Genomic DNA, 17,837 nt, shown 5'->3' with positions numbered 1-17,837 from the left:
TCGGATGCGGACGATCGGATTGCTGGGCGGGATGAGCTGGGAGAGCAGCGCCCTGTACTACCGGCTGCTGAACGAGGGGGTGCGCGAGCGGCTCGGTGGACTGCACAGCGCCCGGTGCGTGCTGCTGTCGGTGGACTTCGCCGGCGTCGAGGCCCTGCAGGCCGCCGGGGACTGGGACGCCGCCGGGGAGCTGCTGGCCGCCGACGCCGCCGCTGTGCAGGCGGCCGGGGCCGACCTGGTCCTGCTCTGCACCAACACCATGCACCGGGTGGCGCCCGCGCTGGAAGCAGTGCTCGACGTCCCGCTGCTGCACATCGCCGACGTCACCGCCGCAGCGGTCACCGCCGCCGGGGTGACCAGGGTCGGCCTGCTGGGTACGGCGTTCACGATGGAGCAGCCGTTCCTGCGGGACCGGCTGGCCGCCGGCGGGCTCGACGTCGTGGTGCCGGGGCCGGCCGACCGCGCCGAGGTGCACCGGGTGGTCTACCAGGAGCTGTGCCGCGGCGTGGTCAACCCGGCGTCGCGGGCCAGGTTCGTCGAGGTCGTCGGCCGGCTCGTCGAGGACGGCGCGACCGGCGTCGTCCTGGGCTGCACCGAGATCGAGCTGCTGCTCCGACCGGAGGACGTCGACGTCCCCGTCTTCGCCACCACCGCCCTGCACGTGCAGGCCGCCCTGGCCGCCGCGCTCGACTGATCCCCGGCCCTCCTAGACTCGACCGGTGAGCGTCACCCCGATCCGGATCATGGGCGACCCCGTGCTGCGCACCCCCGCCGCGCCGGTCGTCGACTTCGACGCCGAGCTGCGCCGGCTGGTCACCGACCTGACCGAGACCATGCACGCCGCCGGCGGCGCGGGCCTGGCCGCCCCGCAGATCGGCGTCGGCCTGCGTGTGTTCACCTGGTACGTCGACGGCGAGGTCGGCCACCTGGTCAACCCCGACGTCGTCCCGGTGGGCGAGGAGACCGCGGAGGACGCCGAGGGCTGCCTGTCGATCCCCGGCTTCCGGTTCGACTGCCGTCGGCACCTGTACGTCGCCGCGAGCGGGTGGGACATGCACGGGGAGCCGATCCGGGTCGAGGGGTCGCACAAGCTGGCCCGGGCGATCCAGCACGAGACAGACCACCTCGACGGCGTGCTGTTCGTCGACCGGTTGGATGTTCAGGCCCGCGCCGCCGCCCTGGACGTGCTGGCCGGGGCCGAGTGGCAGGGGCACGCCGCCTGGCTGCCGCAGGGCGAACCCGCTCCCGTCGTGAAGGTGAGCCCGCACTGAAGCTGCTCTTCGCCGGTACGCCGGCGCCCGCCGTCCCCTCGTTGGAGGCGCTGCTGGCCAGCGACCACGAGGTGGTCGCCGTCCTGACCCGGCCCGACGCGCGGGCCGGGCGGGGGCGCCGCGAGGTCCGCTCGCCGGTGGCCGTGCGCGCCGACGAGGCCGGCGTCCCGGTGCTGCAGCCGCCGTCCCCACGCGACCCCGCGTTCCTGGAGACGTTCGCCGCCCTCGGCGTTGACTGCGCCCCGGTGGTCGCCTACGGCGCACTGGTGCCGCCGGCGGCCCTCGACGTCCCGGTGCACGGCTGGGTCAACCTGCACTTCTCGCTGCTGCCCGCCTGGCGCGGTGCGGCACCGGTGCAGCACGCGCTGATGGCCGGCGACGAGGTCACCGGTGCGGCCACCTTCCGGCTGGAGCAGGGGCTGGACACCGGCCCGGTCTACGGCGTCGTCACCGAACCGGTCGGCCCCCGCGACACCGCCGGTGATCTGCTCGACCGGCTCGCCGTCTCCGGCGCCGGCCTGCTGGTGGCCACCCTGGACGGCATCGCCGACGGGTCGCTGGTGCCCCGGCCGCAACCGGCCGACGGCGTCTCGCTGGCCCCCAAGGTCGAGACCGCCGACGCCGCGGTCGACTGGTCGCTGCCGGCGCACGTGGTCGACCGGCGGGTGCGCGGGGTGACCCCGGCCCCCGGGGCCTGGACGACGTGGCGCGGCGACCGGCTGCGGCTGGGCCCGGTCGAGCCGCTGCCGACGGCGCTGGGCCTGGCGCCCGGCGAGCTGTCGGTGGGGCCCAGCGGGGTGCTGGTGGGGCCCAGCGGGGTGCTGGTGGGCACCGGGCGGGGATCGGTCCGGCTGGGCCTGGTCCAGCCCGCGGGCAAGAAGATGCTGCCGGCGGCGGACTGGGCGCGCGGCGCCCGGCCGACCGACGGCGAGAGGGTGGGCGCGTGACGCAGGGTGGACGACGGCAGGGCACGAGCGGGCGGCAGGGTCCGTCCGGGCGGCCGGCGGGGCCGCGGACCGTCCAGAACCGACCGGAGGGCCGCCGGGTCCGCCCGGTCCTCGACGGTGCCCGGCTGACCGCCTACGACGTCCTGGAGGGCGTGTCCGCCCGGGACGCCTACGCCAACCTGCTGCTGCCCCAGCTGCTGCGCGAGCGGTCGGCCGACCTGCGCCCGCGCGACGCCGCCTTCGCGACCCAGCTGGCCTACGGCACGCTGCGCGCCACCGGCACCCTCGACGCCATCCTCACCGGTCTGGTCTCGCGGCCGTTGGCCGAGCTGGACCCCAAGCTGCTGGACCTGCTCCGGTTGGGCGCCTACCAGCTGATCGACCTGCGCGTGCCGGCGCACGCGGCGGTGGACACCACCGTCGCGCTGGCCCGGGCGATCGTGGGCACCGGCGCGTCCGGCCTGGTCAACGCGGTGCTGCGCAAGGTGGCCGCGGGCGGGACCCGCGAGGAGTGGGTCACCGCCCTGGGCGTCGAGGGCGACGAGCGGCTGTCGCTGCTGACCGACCACCCGCTGTGGATCGTGGCCGCCTGGCGCGGGGCGCTGGGCGCCGAGGGGTTGGGCGCCGACGCCGAGCTGGAGGCCGCGCTGCTGGCCGACGACGAGGCCCCTGAGGTGCACCTGGTGGCCCGGTCGGTCGACCGGGCGACGCTCATCGCCTCCTCCGACGGCCTGCCCGGCCCGTGGTCGCCCTACGCGGTGCGCCTGGAGGGCGGTGACCCCGGTCTGCTGGCCGAGGTGCGCTCCGGGGCGGCCGGCGTCCAGGACGAGGGGTCGCAGCTGGCCGCGCTGGCGCTGGTCCGCGCGCCGATGGAGGGTCCCGACCAGACCTGGCTGGACATGTGCGCCGGCCCGGGCGGCAAGGCGGCGCTGCTGGCCGCCGTCCGCCCCGAGGGCGTGCAGCTGACCGCCGCCGACCGCTCCGAGCACCGCGTCGGGCTGGTGGCCTCGGCGCTGCGCGACGCCGAGGACGTCGAGGTCGTGGTCACCGACGGGCGCTCCGGCCCGTGGGCGCCGGGCTCGTTCGACCGGGTGCTGCTGGATGCGCCGTGCACCGGCCTGGGCGCGCTGCGCCGTCGTCCCGAGGTGCGGTGGCGGCGGACGCCCGAGGACGTCGCCCCGTTGGCGGAGCTGCAGCGCGAGCTGCTCGACGCCGCCCTGGTCGCCGTCCGGCCCGGGGGAGTGGTGGCCTACGTGACCTGCTCACCGCACACCGCCGAGACCGTCGACGTGGTGGCCGCGGTGGCCGACCGGCCCGACGTCGAGGTGCTGGCCGTGCCCCCGTTGTTCCCGGGCGTGCCCGACGCCGCCCGCGGCGACGCGCTCCAGCTGTGGCCGCACCGGCACGGCACCGACGCGATGTTCGTGGCCCTCCTCCGCCGCCGGGGCTGACCTCGCCGGTGGACTGACCTCGCCCGGTGGGGTGGCCGGACGTCCTGCACGGTGGCCGGCCGTCGCCCGGTGCGCACACCGTCAGGGACGTCCGGCCACCTCGGGTGACCCGTGCGCGGCAAGCCACCGGCGGGTCACCCGTCGGCGGTGGAGCGACCGGCCCAGCAGCCACACCGCCACCGCCAGCCAGAGCGCGGTGACCGGCCACGGGACCCTGCGGCCCTCGTCGTACCCGCCGTGGGTGGCCATGAGCACCAGGAAGGCCCCGTAGACCGGGGCGGCCCACAGCCCGAACCGGGCGTCGCGGGATCACCGGTCCACCAGGCCCTCGACGCGGACCCGGTCGCCCGGGGCCGGTGGTGAGCACGTGCGCAGGGCCAGCTCGGCGCGGGCGTCGGCGAGCTGCTCGGCCGTCGGGCCGCTCGGGCCCGAGCGGGCGCGCAACCCCGCCCAGGACCGCCCGGCGCCGCGCTCCAGCCACCACCACCCGACCGCCACCGCCGCGGCCAGCGCGAGCAGGGCCAGCACGCTGACGGCGTCGGGCGGGCCGTCGTCCGCGGACGTCACCACGAACCAGCCGACCAGGACGACGGGTACGGCGACGACCCCGAGACGCCGGCCGAGGCGCCGACGGCGGGCCAGCCGCACCATCACCTGCTCGTCCATCCCCGCCCCCGTCCACCGTCCGTGCCGGCCCCGAGGATCACCTGCGGCCGCGCGGGGCACAACACGGTGGGCCTGGTCACGAACGGTCGGGTGGGCGCGCGACCGGGCCGGGGTGCAGCGGACCATGGTGCGGTGAGCGAGCCCATGCAGCGCCCCGACGTCGTCCCCCCGCCCGCCGCGTTCGCCGCGCAGGCCAACGTCGGGCCCGACGTGTACGCGCAGGCCGCCGCCGACCCGTTCGCCTTCTGGGCGCAGCAGGCCGGGCGGCTGCAGTGGGACCGGCCCTGGGACCAGGTGTTCGACGACGCGCAGTGGCCCACGGCCCGGTGGTTCGACGGCGGTCGGCTGAACGTGGCGGTGAACTGCGTCGACCGGCACGTCGCGGCCGGGCACGGCGACCGGGTGGCCCTGCACTGGGAGGGCGAACCGGGTGACCGGCGCACCGTCACCTACGCCCAGCTGCTGGCCGACGTCAGCCGGTTGGCCCACGGCCTGACCGAGCTCGGCGTCGAGGCCGGTGACCGGGTCGTGCTCTACCTCCCGGTGCTGGTCGAGACCGTCGTGGCCACGATGGCGTGCGCGCGCATCGGCGCGGTGGTGAGCCTGGTGTTCGGCGGGTTCTCCGCCGATGCGCTGCGGTTCCGCGTCGCCGACACCGGCGCGAAGCTGCTCATCGCCAGCGACGGCCAGTTCCGCCGCGGCACCGCGGTCGGGGTCAAGGCCGCCGCCGACGAGGCCGTGGCCGGCCTGGCGCACGTCGAGCACGTGCTCGTGGTGCGGCGCACCGGGCAGGACGACGTGCCGTGGACGGCGGGCCGCGACGTCTGGTGGCACGAGCTGCTGGAGCGGCAGCCCGCCCACCACGAGCCGGCCTCCTTCGACGCCGAGCACCCGCTGTTCATTGTCTACACCTCGGGCACCACCGGCCGCCCCAAGGGCCTGGTGCACACCACCGGCGGCTACCTCACCCACGCCAGCTGGACGCACTGGGCGCTGTTCGACCTCGAGCCCGACGACGTCTACTGGTGCCAGGCCGACTTGGCGTGGGTCACCGCGCACACGTACGTGCTCTACGGCCCGCTGTCCAACGGCGCGACCCAGGTGGTCTACGAGGGCAGCCCGCTCACCCCGCACCCCGGCCGCCACTTCGAGGTGATCGAGCGGTACGGGGTGACCACCTACTACACGGCGCCGACGCTGGTGCGCACGTTCATGAAGCACGGGCCGCAGCTGCCGGCCGGGTACGACCTGTCCTCCCTGCGGCTGCTGGGCTCGGTGGGCGAGGCGATCAACCCCGAGGCGTGGCGGTGGCTGCACGAGCACGTCGGCGGTGGCCGGTGCCCGGTGGTGGACACCTGGTGGCAGTCCGAGACCGGGGCCGCCGTCGTCGCCCCGCTGCCCGGGGTCACCGCGCTGAAGCCGGGGTCGGCGACCGTCCCGCTGCCCGGGTTGTCGGCGACCGTGGTCGACGACGCCGGCACCGAGACCCCGCCCGGGGTCGAGGGCAACCTGGTCATCACCGCGCCGTGGCCGGGCATGGCGCGCACGGTGTGGGGTGACCACGACCGGTTCGTGCGCTCCTACTGGGCGCCCTACGCGCAGCAGCGGTGGTACCTCGCCGGCGACTCGGCCTCGAAGGACGACGACGGGTACATCTGGATCGGCGGCCGGATCGACGACGTCCTGAACATCTCGGGCCACCGGCTGAGCAGCATCGAGCTGGAGTCGGCGCTCGTCGCGCACCCCCGGGTGGCCGAGGCCGCCGTCGTGGGCGCGCCCGACGACATCACCGGCCAGCGGATCGTGGCCTTCGTGATCACCCGGGACGACGCGGGCGCGGACGACGCCGGGCTGGCCGAGGAGCTGCGGGCGCACGTGGCGCTGCGGGTCGGCGCGGTGGCCAAGCCGCGCGAGGTCGTCGTGGTCACCGACCTGCCCAAGACCCGCTCGGGGAAGATCATGCGCCGGTTGATGGCCGACCTGACCGCCGGCCGCGGGGGCGGGGACACCACGTCGCTGACCGACCCGGCCGCGTTGGACGCCGTGCAGGACGCCTGGACGGCGCACCGGGCAGGGGCGTGACGGTGGCCCGCACCTACGATCACCCGGTGTCCCGCCGTCCCATGATCGCGCCGAGCCTGCTGTCCGCCGACTTCGCCCGGCTGGCCGACGAGACCGCGCGGATCGTCGACGCCGACTGGGCGCACGTCGACGTCATGGACGCCCACTTCGTGCCGAACCTGACCTTCGGCGAGCCGGTGGTGAAGGCGATCCAGGCGGTCAGCCCGGTCCCGCTGGACTGCCACCTGATGATCGACGACCCCGAGCGGTGGGCGCCGGCCTACGCCGAGCTCGGCGCCCGCAACGTCACGGTGCACGCCGAGGCCTGCACCGGTGACCCCCGGGACCTGGCCCGGACGCTGCGCGCCGCGGGCTCGCTGGCCGGGTTGGCGATCAAGCCCGGCACGCCGCTCGAGCCCTACAAAGAGGTGCTGCGCGAGTTCGACACCCTGCTGGTGATGAGCGTCGAGCCCGGGTTCGGCGGCCAGTCGTTCATGCCCGAGGTGCTGGGCAAGGTGCGCGAGGCCCGCCGGCTGGTCGACACCGGCCACCTGCAGCTCCTGGTCGAGATCGACGGCGGCATCAACGCCGACACCATCGAGGCCGCCGCCGAGGCCGGCGTGGACATGTTCGTCGCCGGCTCCGCCGTCTACGGCGCCGCCGACCCCGGGGCCGCGATCGCCGCGCTGCGGGCGCAGGCCGCGCACTCGTTCCCGACGCCGTGACCGACCCGGTCACCGCCGAGCAGGCCGCAGCCGCCAGCCGAGCTGCCGCCGCCGGTCGCACCGGCACCGCACCCACGGGCACCGCGCCCGCCAGCACGACGCCCACCGCGGTGGAGCTGGCCGCCATGGCCCGGGCCCGCGCGCTGGGGCTGAGCGTGCTGGGCACCACCAGCCCCAACCCGGCGGTCGGCGCCGTCGTCCTGGACCCCGCGGGTGCCGTCGTCGGCGAGGGCGCCACCCGGCCGCCGGGCGGGCCGCACGCCGAGGTCGTCGCCCTGCAGCAGGCGGGGGAGCGGGCCCGCGGGGGCACCGCCGTCGTCACGCTGGAGCCCTGCGACCACACCGGGCGCACCGGTCCGTGCAGTGCGGCGCTGCTGGCCGCCGGGGTCGCCCGGGTCGTCGTCGCCGTCCCCGAGCCCACCGGCACCGCCGCGGGCGGGGCGGCCCGGCTGCGGGCCGCCGGGGTCGACGTCCTGCTCGGCGTCGAGCGGGACGAAGCCGAGGACGGCGCCCTGGCGCCCTGGCTGCTCGGCGTCCACGAGCACCGGCCGCAGGTGGTGTGGAAGGTCGCCAGCACCCTGGACGGCCGGGTCGCGGCCAGCGACGGCACCAGCCGGTGGGTCACCGGCGCCGACGCCCGGGCGCAGGTGCACAGGCTGCGGGCCACCTGCGACGCCGTCCTCGTCGGGTCGGGCACCGCGCTGGCCGACGACCCGCAGCTGACCGTGCGCGACGTGCCGGGCGTGGCCCACCAGCCGCTGCGGGTGGTCCTGGACCGCCGCGGCCGGGTGCCCGCCACTGCCCGGGTGCACGACGACGCGGCACCGACCCTGGTCAGCCGCGCGGCCGGGCCCGTCGAACTGCTGGCCGAGCTGTGGGACCGCGACGTGCGGCGGGTGCTGCTGGAGGGCGGGCCGACCCTGGTCGCGGCGTTCCTGCGGGCGGGCCTGGTCGACGAGCTCGTGCTGCACCTGGCCCCGCAGCTGCTGGGTGCGGGGCCCGCGACGACCGCCGACCTGGGAATCAGCACGATGGCCGATGCGCTGCAGTGGCGGATGCTGGACGTCACCCCCCTGGGGAGGGACGTGCAGATCCGGTACCGGCCCACCCGGCACACTGGTGCCACACGACCGACGGAAGAGGGCAGCTGACGTGTTCACCGGCATCGTCGAGGAGGTCGGCACGCTCGTGGTCCGCGACGACCAGGGCGACTCCGCCCGCCTCCAGGTCCGCGGAGCCAAGACCCTCCAGGGCGTCGCGCTCGGCGACTCCATCGCGGTCAACGGGGTCTGCCTCACCGTCACCGGTGTGGCCGCCGACGTCTGGTCCACCGACGTGATGGCCGAGACCTTGCGTCGCAGCAGCCTCGGCTCGCTCTCCGACGGCGACCCGGTCAACCTCGAGCGCGCGGTCACCGCCGACACCCGGTTGGGCGGCCACATCGTGCAGGGCCACGTCGACGGCGTCGGCACCGTCGTGTCGGTCACGCCGAGCGAGCACTGGACCGTCGTCCGGGTGGCGCTGCCGGCGGACATCTCCCGCTACGTCGTGGAGAAGGGCTCGATCACCGTGGACGGCGTCTCGCTGACCGTGAGCGCCCTGACCGCCGCCACCGACCCCGAGCCGTGGCTCGAGGTCTCCCTCATCCCCACCACCCTGCGCGAGACGACCCTCGGCACGCGCGCCCCGGGTGACCCGGTCAACCTGGAGGTGGACGTCATCGCCAAGTACGTCGAACGACTGATCGGAGCACGCGCGTGAGCGGGCAGCTGCTGGACTCGATCGAGGACGCGATCGCGGCGATCAAGAGCGGCAAGCCGGTCGTGGTCATCGACGACGAGGACCGCGAGAACGAGGGCGACCTGATCTTCGCCTCCGAGCTGGCCACCCCCGAGCTGGTCGCGTTCATGGTCCGCTACACGTCGGGCTACATCTGCGTCGCGGTCACCGAGACCGACGCCGACCGGCTCGACCTGCCGCCCATGTTCCGGGTCAACCAGGACCGCCGCGGCACCGCCTACACGGTCACCGTCGACGCCCGCGAGGGCATCAGCACCGGCATCTCGGCCACCGACCGGGCGCACACGATCCGGTTGCTGGCCGGCGCCGACACCACCAGCGCCGACCTGTCGCGCCCGGGGCACATCGTGCCGCTGCGGGCCCGCGACGGCGGGGTGCTGCGCCGCCCCGGGCACACCGAGGCCGCCGTCGACCTGGCCGTGCTGGCCGGGCTGCGGCCCTCGGGCACGCTGTGCGAGGTCGTCAGCGAGAAGGACCCGATCGGCATGGCCCGCGGCGACGAGCTGCGGGTGTTCGCCGACGACCACGACCTCGTGATGGTCTCCATCGCCGACCTGATCGCCTACCGCAAGCGCTTCGACAAGCTCGTCGAGCGGGTCGCCGAGGCCAAGGTGCCGCTGGCGCCGGGCCTGTTCACCGCGGTGGGCTACTCCAGCTCCTACGACGACCGCGAGCACGTCGCGTTCGTCTACGGCGACATCAGCGACGGCGAGGACGTCCTGGTCCGGGTGCACTCCGAGTGCCTCACCGGCGACGTGTTCGGCTCGCTCCGGTGCGACTGCGGGCCCCAGCTGCAGGCCGCGCTCGCCGCGGTGGCGCAGGAGGGCCGCGGGGTGGTGCTCTACATCCGCGGGCACGAGGGCCGGGGCATCGGCCTGCTGCACAAGCTGCAGGCCTACCAGCTGCAGGACGCCGGCGTGGACACCGTCGACGCCAACCTCGACCTGGGCCTGCCCGCCGACGCCCGCGACTACGGCACCGGCGCGCAGATCCTGGTCGACCTCGGGGTCCGCTCCATGCGGCTGCTGACCAACAACCCGGCCAAGCGGGCCGGGCTCGAGGGCTACGGTCTGCGGATCACCGGCCGGGTCGGGCTGCCCAGCCACGTGACGCCCGAGAACGTGGGCTACCTCCGGACCAAGCGCGACCGCATGGGCCACATCCTGGACATCGTCGACCCCGACGAGGACATCCCGGTGCCGGTCGGCACGCACACCCCGATCCGGCAGCCCGAGCAGGACCAGTGACCACCGACCCAGAGGAGACCCGACGATGAGCGGCTCAGGTGCCCCCAGCGACCAGACGGTGGACGCCTCCGGCGTGCGGCTGGGCATCGTCGCCGCCCGCTGGCACAGCGACATCTGCGAGTCGCTGCTGGCCCGCGCGGTGGCCTGCGCGCACCAGATGGGTGTGCCCGAGCCGACCGTCGTCCGCGTCGCCGGGGCGCTCGAGCTGCCGGTCGTGGCCCAGGCGCTGGCCGCCGACCACGACGCGGTCGTCGCGCTGGGCGTCGTCGTCCGCGGCGGCACCCCGCACTTCGAGTACGTCTGCGACTCCTTCACCGCCGGGCTGACCCGCGTCTCCCTGGACACCGGTGTGCCGATCGGCAACGGCGTGCTCACCACCGAGGGTGAGGGCCAGGCCCGCGACCGGGCCGGCCTCGAGGACTCCGCCGAGGACAAGGGATGGGAGGCCACCGTCGCCGCGCTGGACACCGCGGTGACCCTCCGTCGGCTGCGCAACCCGAAGCCCGACCTCGGGTTCGGCATCGGGTGAGCACCTCGTTCGACGACCTGTTCGCCCAGCTGCAGGCCAAGGTCGCCGCCGGCGACCCCGCCTCGGGCACCGTCGCCGCGGTGCAGGCCGGGGTGCACACGATCGGCAAGAAGCTGGTGGAGGAGGCGGCCGAGAGCTGGATGGCCGCCGAGCACGAGGGCCCCGACCGCGCCGCCGAGGAGATCAGCCAGCTCCTCTACTGGACCCAGGCGATGATGATCGCCAAGGGCCTGACCCTCGACGACGTCTACACCCACCTCTGAACCGATGACCAGGAGTTCCCCCGTGCTGCGCGTCGCCGTCCCCAACAAGGGCGTCCTGTCCGAACCCGCGGCCGAGATGCTGTCCGAGAGCGGCTACCGCCAGCGCCGCAGCACCAAGGACCTCGCGGTCTACGACCCCGACTCCGACACCGAGTTCTTCTACCTGCGACCGCGGGACATCGCCGTCTACGTCGCCGCCGGCACGCTGGACGTCGGCATCACCGGCCGGGACATGCTGCAGGAGACCACCCCGCCGGCCACGCAGTCCCCGGCCGTCGAGGTCATGGCACTGGGCTTCGGCCGCTCGTCCTTCCGGTTCGCCAGCCCCACCGGTTCGGGCATCGAGACCGTGGCCGACCTGGCCGGCACCCGCATCGCCACCGCGTACCCGGTGCTGCTGCAGAAGTTCCTGGCCGAGTCCGGCATCGACGCCGCGGTGGTCAAGCTCGACGGCGCGGTCGAGACCGCGTGCCGGCTGGGCGTGGCCGACGCCGTCTGCGACGTCGTCGAGACCGGGACGACGCTGCGCCAGGCAGGTCTGCACGTGATCGGCGACCCGGTGCTGACCAGCGAGGCGATCCTGGTGCAGCGCACCGGTGCCGAGGACAACCCGGCCGTGGCGCAGCTGCAGCGCCGGCTGCGCGGGGTGCTGGTGGCCCGGCAGTACGTGATGCTGGACTACGACTGCCCCGACGACCTCCTCGAGAAGGCCACCGCCATCACCCCGGGCCTCGAGGGCCCGACGGTCAGCCGGCTGCAGACGCCGGGCTGGTCGGCCGTGCGGGCGATGGTCCGCCAGGCCGAGACCAACCGGCTCATGGACGAGCTGTGGGAGCTCGGCGCCCGGGCCATCCTGGTGACGTCGATCCACGCCTGCCGCATCTGATCACCGCGGGCGCCGGAGCACCCGCAGCCGCACCGCGCCCAACCGGTCCAGGGGCAGCAGGAACAGCCGCTCGTCGCCGTTGAGCTGCCGCCCGGGCACCCAGGCGCCGTCCACGACGGTGCCCTCCTCGACGACGTCCACCTCGACGACGTGGGTGTCGTCGTCGGGTTCGACGTCGACGGTCAGGCCCTGGCCGACCAGCAGGAGGTCGCCCGGGCCCTCGGCGATGACGATCCCGAAGGCGCGTCCGTCCGCGGGGGAGGGCCGGCCGTCGGGGTCGTGGCACTCGTCGGGGCGCGGGCCCGGCGGGGGCGGTCCCTGCACACCCACGTCGAGCAGCATGCGGTCCAGCAGGGCGCGGGCGTCGCGGGCCACGACCCGGTGCCCGGCCACCTCGAACGACTGCTCGGTGGCGCCGTCGGCCAGCAGCACCCCGGCGATCCGGCCCTCGGCCTGCGCCGCGGTGATCCGGTCCTCCAGGGACCCGAGCAGCCGGCAGGCCTCGCCCAGCTGACTGCCGGCGCGCAGGTGGTCGATGCCGAACATCGACATGCCCAGGGCCCGGTGCCGGCCCAGCGCCCAGAACATGCTCCCGGTGCGCAGCGCCGACTCCGGGACGAACAGCGGGTTGTCCGGCCGGTCGTAGGCGGCCATGACCGGCGCGACGTCGGCGCCGTAGAGGTCCGGCCCGAGCAGGTCCAGGTCCGGTGCCGCCGCCCGCCAGACGTCGAGCACCCGGGCGACCGGGCCCCCGCTGGGGTAGTCGCCGGCCTCGGGCTGGCCCGGCTGCGGCCCGAGCCAGGCGTTGGCCAGGGTGGGCAGCGCCAGGACCTCCTTGCCGGCCGTGGCCAGGGAGCCCAGGTAGGAGCCGAAGCCCCAGGCCATGAACACCTCGTCGGCCTCCCAGTCGTCGCCGAAGACCTCCGCCCAGGTGCCCGACGTCCGGCGTCCGTGGCGCGCCCACAGCGCGGTCAGCTCGGGGCGCAGTTCCCCACCCCGTCCGAGCAGGTCCAGCAGCGGTTGCGGCACCGGTGCCGCCCAGGCCCGCTCGGCCACCGGGGAGCGGTCGCGGCTGTCGCCGAGCAGCCCGACCTCGTTCTCCACCTGGACCAGGACGACCCGGTGGGTCGGGTCGACCTCGGCCAGGTGCCGCAGGAAACCGGTGTAGGCGCGGCGGTCGGCCTCGAGCAGCTCGGGGGAGAACACGCTGAGCACCGGCTTGGGCATGCCGCCGGGGTAGGTGAAGGCCTGCGTCCGGTCCCCGCGGGTCCGCGCGCGGGGGAAGCGGTCGGTGTCCGCACGGACCCAGGTCGGCGCGTAGGTCGACGACGCGTTCTTGAACGCGCCGAACCAGATCAGCACCAGCCGCAGGTCCAGCTCCTGCGCGGCGGCCACCTGGGCATCGACCGTCGCCAGGTCCAGGGTGCCCTCGACCGGTTCGACCTGCGCCCAGCTGACCGAGCCGATCACCGTGCGCACCCCCTCGGCGGCCAACCGGGCCAGCACCGCGCGGACGCCGACGGGGTCCGAGGAGGTGGAGTTGTGCAGCTGCCCGCCCAGCAGCAGCGCCGGGCGGCCGTCGACGACGAGCTGGTGCCCGGTGGCGGTGGCGCGCAGGTGGGGCAGCGGGGTGGTGGTCACGGGGTCTCCTCGGTGGGGGTGGTGCGGTGGGCGGCGAGGTCGAGCAGTGCCTGGTCGACCTGCTGCAGGCCGGCGGGGTCGGCGAACATCAGGGCGGTGCGCAGGGTGGAGCCGGCCTCGTAGCGCAGCGGGCCGTCGAAGGCCCGGGCCCGGCCGGGGTCGAAGGCGGCCACCCGGGAGCGGACCAGGGCCAGCGCCTCGGGGTCGTCGACCAGCTCGGCCAGGTCGGTGTCCAGGCCGGCCAGCTGCGGGGTGGGCACCGGCGGGGCCCACGGCACCGTCCAGCTGTGCTCGCCGGACCCGACCTGGTCTGTCGTGCCGTCGGGCAGCAGGACGTCGGCGCCGGCCCCGGTCGGGATGTGCGCGGTCACGCGGACGGCGCCGTCGGCGAGCACCCAGCCCGCGTGCACCGGGCCGTAGGGGGTGACCAGGTCGCTCGTGGCCGACGTCAGGCCGGGCAGGACGACCGGGGCCACCCGCACCCGCCGGTAGCCGGGCTCCGCGGGGGCGATGCCCACCAGGCCGCGGTGCAGCCAGTCGACCACCGCGCCCAGGGCGTAGTGGTTGAACGACGTCATCTCGTGCGGGTTGACCGTGCCGTCGGGCAGCAGGGCGTCCCAGCGCTCCCACACCGTGGTCGCCCCGACCGTGACCGGGTACAGCCAGGACGGCGACTCCGTCTGCAGCAGCAGCCGACCTGCCGTGTGCAGCTGACCGGTGGCGCAGAGGGCGTCCATGACCAGCGGCGTGCCGACGAACCCGGTGCCGATCCGGTAGCCGTCCTCCCGCACGACCTCGGCCAGCCGCCGCCCCAGCCGCTCGCGCAGCAGCGGGTCGGTGGCGATGCCGAACACCAGGGTCATCGCGTAGGTCGTGGGTCCCGCGGAGACCATCCGCCCGGCCGGGGTCACGTAGGCGGCCAGGAACGCGGTGCGGGTGCGCTCGGCCAGGCCCGCGTACCGGTCAGCGTCGGCGTCCTGGCCGAGCACCCGGGCGGTGCGGGCGACGACGTCCAGCGAGCGGAACAGGTAGGCCGAGGCCACCAGCGACGGGTGCGTCCGCCCCTCGCGCGGGCTGTGCGCCGGCGCCCGCGGGTCCAGCCAGTCGCCCAGCTGGTAGCCGCGGGACCACAGGCCCTCCTCGTCGGCCTGCGCCAGCTCCACCTCCACCCAGGCCTGCATGCTCGCCCACTGCCGGGCGAGCACGTCGACGTCGCCGAACCGCTCGTGCAGCGTCCACGGGACGACGGTCGCCGCGTCACCCCAGGCCGCCACGACGCCCTCGCGGTCCTCGGGCATCGCGGTGGGCACGATGATCGGGACGACACCTCCGCTGCGGCGCTGCTCGGCGGCCAGGTCGGCCAGCCACGAGGTGAGGAAGGCGTCGCAGTCGTGCAGGGTCGCCGCGGCGCCGGCGAAGACCTGCAGGTCCCCGGTCCAGCCCAGCCGCTCGTCGCGCTGCGGGCAGTCGGTGGGGATGGACAGGAAGTTGCCGCGCATGCTCCACGCGACGTTCTCGTGCAGCCTCTCCAGCAACGGCTCCGAGCAGGAGAAGGACGCCGTCGGAGCCATGTCGGAGTGGCAGACCACCGCGGTGACGTCGGCGGCGGTCAGCTCGCCGGGCCAGTCGTCGACCTGCAGGTAACGGAACCCGTGGAAGGTGAACCGCGGCTCCCACTCCTCGACCCCGGTACCGGCCAGGGTGTACCGGTCCACCGAGTACGCGTGCCGCAGCTGCCGGGTGGCCAGCTCGCCGTCCTCCAGCACCTCGGCGTGCCGCAGGGTGACCGTGTGCCCGGCCGGGCCGGTGACCCGGATCCGCACCCGGCCGACCAGGTTCTGGCCGAAGTCGACCTGCTGCGCGCCCGACGGGCTGGTCGTCAGGGCGACCGGGGTGACCAGCTGCGTGCGGCGGACGGGCTCGGCGGTGGCCGGCAGCACCACCGCCGACGGCGCGGGGAGCACCCGCACGGGCGCCCAGCCGTCGCCGGCGGGCCCCGGGCGCGACCACGCCGGGTCGTGGCGGGTGGCGTCGAACTCCTCGCCCGCGTAGATGCCCGAGGCGCGCAGCGGTCCTTCCGTCGTCCCCGTCCAGGTGCCGTCGGTGCCGACCACCACGCGGGTGCCGTCGACCAGGTCCACCTCCAGCTGGGCCAGCAGGGCGGGTGGGCCGTCGTAGGCGCGGCGGGCGCGGCCGAAGAAGCCGTACCGCTCGGTGAACCAGGCCCCGGCGAGCCAGGCGCCGACCACGTTGGTCCCGGCCCGCAGCAGGTCGGTGACGTCGTGGGTGCTGGCCAGCACCCGGTCGTGGTAGGCCGTCCACCCCGGGGCCAGCACCTCGTCGCCGACGCGCACCCCGTTGAGCTCGACCTCCAGCGCGCCGAGGGCGGTCACGTGCAGGCGGGCGCGGACCGGTGCGGCGGGGAGGGTGAAGCAGCGGCGCAGCTGCCCCGGGGTGTCCTCGCCGGTGGGGAGCGCGATCCACGAGGCGGTCCAGTCGGCGGCGTCCAGCAGCGGTGCCTCGACCTCGACGGCGGCGCCCGCCGAGGCGGGCCCGTCCACGGCGGCCGTCACGACCTCGATGCGCACCCGCTCCCGTGACCGCAGCGGCCGCCAGGGCCAGGCGATGCCGGTGCTCACCGGGCCGGACGCCGTCGCGGTGCCGGTGCTGCCGCCGTCGTCCAGCCACGTCACCCTCAGCTCGGCCCGGGACTGCACCCACCCGGGCGGCCCGTCGGCGGTGCGCCAGGACAGCACCGGGGCCGGTCCGTCGACCCACCGCACGCCGTCCCGACGGCGTCCGGCCCGCAGGTCGACGACCCGGGGCCGAGGTGTGGCGGGGGAGGGCTGGACCATGGGGACTCCGGCATCGCTCGACGGGGCCAGCGACGCTGGCTTGTGTGCGGGAAGAACTTATGATGGCGGGCACATCGCTCGGAGGGAACCCCCATGACCAGCTCGGCACCGTCCCCGCAGGACGCCTTCGTGCAGAGCCGCCTGATCAACCTGGTGCGCACCGGCGCGGCACTGACCCGGCCGGCCCTGGAGCAGCAGAGCGGGCTGGGCCGCAAGGTCGTCGCCCAGCGGGTGCAGCAGGCCATCGACGTCGGCCTGCTAGAGGACGCCGACCTGGCGCCCTCCGGCGGTGGGCGGCCCTCGCGCCAGCTGCGGTTCCGGGTCGAGGCCGGGCACGTGTTCGCCGCGGTCATCGGGGCCACCGAGAGCCGCGTGGCGGTGGCCACCCTCGACGGCGCCGTGATCGCCTCGATGCAGCAGGACTGGGTGGCCGACGTCGGGCCCGAGGCGACCATGGCGATGCTCGACGGCATGTTCACCCGGCTGGCCCGCCGGACCCGCACCGAGCCGTGGGCGTTCGGGGTCGGCGTGTCCGGGCCGGTCAGCTTCGGCAGCGGCCGCATCGTGGCCCCGCCGATCCTGCCCGGATGGGACGGCCACAGCGTGCGCACCTGGTTCCGTGAGCGCTACGACGCCCCCGTCTGGGTGGACAACGACGTCAACCTCATGGCCCTGGCCGAGTGGCACGTCGGCGAGCCCCAGGACGGGCGCGACCTGCTGTACATCCTGGTCGACGAAGGGGTCGGCGCCGGTCTGGTCTCGCGGGGCCAGGTGTGGCGCGGCGACAGCGGGGCGGCCGGGGACATCGGCCACCTGCAGGTCACCGACGACCCCGACGTCCTGTGCCGGTGCGGCCAGACCGGGTGCCTGGAGGCGCTGTCGGGGGGCTGGAGCCTGGTGCGCCGCGTGACCGGCCGGGTCGACGAGAGCCCGGCGCTGCGCCGGTTGCTCGAGCGGCACGGCCAGCTCACCGCCGAGGACGTCGGCATGGCCGCCCGGGACGGCGACCCGCTGGCCACCGAGGTGGTGCTGGCCAGCGCCCGGCTGGTCGGCACCACCGTGGCCAACCTGGTGAACTTCGTGAACCCGGGCACCGTGGTGCTGGGCGGAGGCGCCCTGCGGGTGGGGGAGTCGGTGTTCGACACCTTCGCCGAGACCGTGCGCGGCCGGGTCTCCCGGCTGGCCGGGCAGCAGCTGGTGATCCGGCCTGCCTCGCTGGGCTTCCAGGAGGGGGTGACCGGCGCGGCCATCCTGGCCATCGAGCAGCTCTTCGACCCGGCCGGGCTCGGCCACTGGGTCGAGCACGGCAGCCCGGTGGGCCACGCCGCGCACCTGCACCAGGTGGCCGTGGGCTGAGCCACGAACGTGGTCCTTGACATATGTGCCACTGGCGCTAAAGTCGGCGATGCAGGGTGACCCGAGGCACAGACCGGGCGCCTGCGACCTGTCACAGCGGCTCGCGCCGCCCGGGGCCACCGTCGGTCCCGTCGCCCCT

17 protein-coding genes are annotated in these 17,837 nt (G+C 75.4%); 13 read left to right on the top strand and 4 right to left on the bottom strand.

Annotation, left to right across the window (positions count from 1 at the left end):
• The first annotated feature begins 4 nt into the window (after positions 1 to 4).
• The 4 genes from BLS67_RS11975 to BLS67_RS11960 are packed head-to-tail and all read left to right on the top strand — an operon-like array spanning position 5 to position 3,669.
• A complete protein-coding gene (locus tag BLS67_RS11975) occupies positions 5 to 694 on the top strand; it encodes an aspartate/glutamate racemase family protein (RefSeq protein WP_091245194.1) in 690 nt (229 codons plus the stop codon).
• A gap of 25 nt (positions 695 to 719) precedes the next feature.
• Positions 720 to 1,271 (top strand): peptide deformylase, encoded by a 552-nt coding sequence (gene def / locus BLS67_RS11970; RefSeq protein ID WP_091245191.1) that lies wholly within the window; start codon positions 720 to 722, stop codon positions 1,269 to 1,271.
• Complete coding sequence (locus BLS67_RS11965; protein WP_341350144.1) at positions 1,220 to 2,218, top strand: methionyl-tRNA formyltransferase; 999 nt, start codon at positions 1,220 to 1,222, stop codon at positions 2,216 to 2,218. Before def ends, BLS67_RS11965 begins: the two co-directional genes overlap by 52 nt.
• Complete coding sequence (locus tag BLS67_RS11960) at positions 2,215 to 3,669, top strand: RsmB/NOP family class I SAM-dependent RNA methyltransferase (protein WP_091245188.1); 1,455 nt, start codon at positions 2,215 to 2,217, stop codon at positions 3,667 to 3,669. Before BLS67_RS11965 ends, BLS67_RS11960 begins: the two co-directional genes overlap by 4 nt.
• An 81-nt stretch (positions 3,670 to 3,750) precedes the next feature.
• Here the strand turns inward: BLS67_RS11960 and BLS67_RS23800 are convergent, their stop codons facing one another.
• Both BLS67_RS23800 and BLS67_RS11955 read right to left on the bottom strand, forming a co-directional pair.
• A complete protein-coding gene (locus tag BLS67_RS23800; RefSeq protein ID WP_165617564.1) occupies positions 3,751 to 3,918 on the bottom strand; it encodes a hypothetical protein in 168 nt (55 codons plus the stop codon).
• A gap of 60 nt (positions 3,919 to 3,978) precedes the next feature.
• Positions 3,979 to 4,335 (bottom strand): hypothetical protein, encoded by a 357-nt coding sequence (locus BLS67_RS11955; protein ID WP_091245186.1) that lies wholly within the window; start codon positions 4,333 to 4,335, stop codon positions 3,979 to 3,981.
• A gap of 132 nt (positions 4,336 to 4,467) precedes the next feature.
• Between BLS67_RS11955 and acs the strand changes: the two genes are divergently transcribed.
• From acs to hisG, 8 genes are read left to right on the top strand one after another with little or no spacing between them, the layout of a single operon-like run.
• Positions 4,468 to 6,417, top strand: coding sequence for an acetate--CoA ligase (acs, locus tag BLS67_RS11950; protein ID WP_242654017.1), 1,950 nt, complete (start codon positions 4,468 to 4,470; stop codon positions 6,415 to 6,417).
• A gap of 26 nt (positions 6,418 to 6,443) precedes the next feature.
• Positions 6,444 to 7,121, top strand: a complete 678-nt coding sequence (gene rpe / locus BLS67_RS11945) for a ribulose-phosphate 3-epimerase (RefSeq protein WP_242654016.1) — start codon at positions 6,444 to 6,446, stop codon at positions 7,119 to 7,121.
• Positions 7,118 to 8,272, top strand: coding sequence for a bifunctional diaminohydroxyphosphoribosylaminopyrimidine deaminase/5-amino-6-(5-phosphoribosylamino)uracil reductase RibD (gene ribD / locus BLS67_RS11940; protein WP_242654015.1), 1,155 nt, complete (start codon positions 7,118 to 7,120; stop codon positions 8,270 to 8,272). The genes rpe and ribD overlap by 4 nt, the downstream gene beginning before the upstream one ends.
• 1 nt (position 8,273) lies before the next feature.
• Positions 8,274 to 8,882, top strand: a complete 609-nt coding sequence (locus BLS67_RS11935; protein WP_091245183.1) for a riboflavin synthase — start codon at positions 8,274 to 8,276, stop codon at positions 8,880 to 8,882.
• Positions 8,879 to 10,168, top strand: coding sequence for a bifunctional 3,4-dihydroxy-2-butanone-4-phosphate synthase/GTP cyclohydrolase II (locus BLS67_RS11930; RefSeq protein WP_091245181.1), 1,290 nt, complete (start codon positions 8,879 to 8,881; stop codon positions 10,166 to 10,168). The genes BLS67_RS11935 and BLS67_RS11930 overlap by 4 nt, the downstream gene beginning before the upstream one ends.
• Before the next feature lie 25 nt (positions 10,169 to 10,193).
• Positions 10,194 to 10,697 carry a 6,7-dimethyl-8-ribityllumazine synthase gene (ribH, locus tag BLS67_RS11925; protein ID WP_091245179.1) on the top strand — a complete coding sequence of 168 codons (504 nt, stop codon included), beginning with the start codon at positions 10,194 to 10,196 and terminating at the stop codon, positions 10,695 to 10,697.
• The gene (locus BLS67_RS11920) at positions 10,694 to 10,960 is read left to right on the top strand and encodes a phosphoribosyl-ATP diphosphatase (protein ID WP_242654014.1); all 267 of its coding nucleotides are present in this window, start codon (positions 10,694 to 10,696) and stop codon (positions 10,958 to 10,960) included. The genes ribH and BLS67_RS11920 overlap by 4 nt, the downstream gene beginning before the upstream one ends.
• Before the next feature lie 4 nt (positions 10,961 to 10,964).
• Entirely contained in the window at positions 10,965 to 11,846 is an 882-nt protein-coding gene (gene hisG / locus BLS67_RS11915) for an ATP phosphoribosyltransferase (protein ID WP_242654013.1), read from the top strand.
• On the opposite strand, the gene BLS67_RS11910 is transcribed toward hisG, so the two are convergent.
• Entirely contained in the window at positions 11,847 to 13,487 is a 1,641-nt protein-coding gene (locus BLS67_RS11910; RefSeq protein ID WP_091245172.1) for a DUF5597 domain-containing protein, read from the bottom strand.
• The gene (locus BLS67_RS11905) at positions 13,484 to 16,342 is read right to left on the bottom strand and encodes an alpha-L-rhamnosidase (RefSeq protein WP_091245169.1); all 2,859 of its coding nucleotides are present in this window, start codon (positions 16,340 to 16,342) and stop codon (positions 13,484 to 13,486) included. Before BLS67_RS11905 ends, BLS67_RS11910 begins: the two co-directional genes overlap by 4 nt.
• A gap of 93 nt (positions 16,343 to 16,435) precedes the next feature.
• Between BLS67_RS11905 and BLS67_RS11900 the strand changes: the two genes are divergently transcribed.
• The gene (locus tag BLS67_RS11900; RefSeq protein WP_091245168.1) at positions 16,436 to 17,698 is read left to right on the top strand and encodes an ROK family protein; all 1,263 of its coding nucleotides are present in this window, start codon (positions 16,436 to 16,438) and stop codon (positions 17,696 to 17,698) included.
• Positions 17,699 to 17,837: the final 139 nt, after the last annotated feature.

The sequence above is a fragment of the Klenkia soli genome (genome assembly GCF_900103975.1).
Classification (GTDB): Bacteria; Actinomycetota; Actinomycetes; order Mycobacteriales; family Geodermatophilaceae; genus Klenkia; species Klenkia soli.
This window is presented reverse-complemented; position numbering and strand designations above follow the sequence as displayed.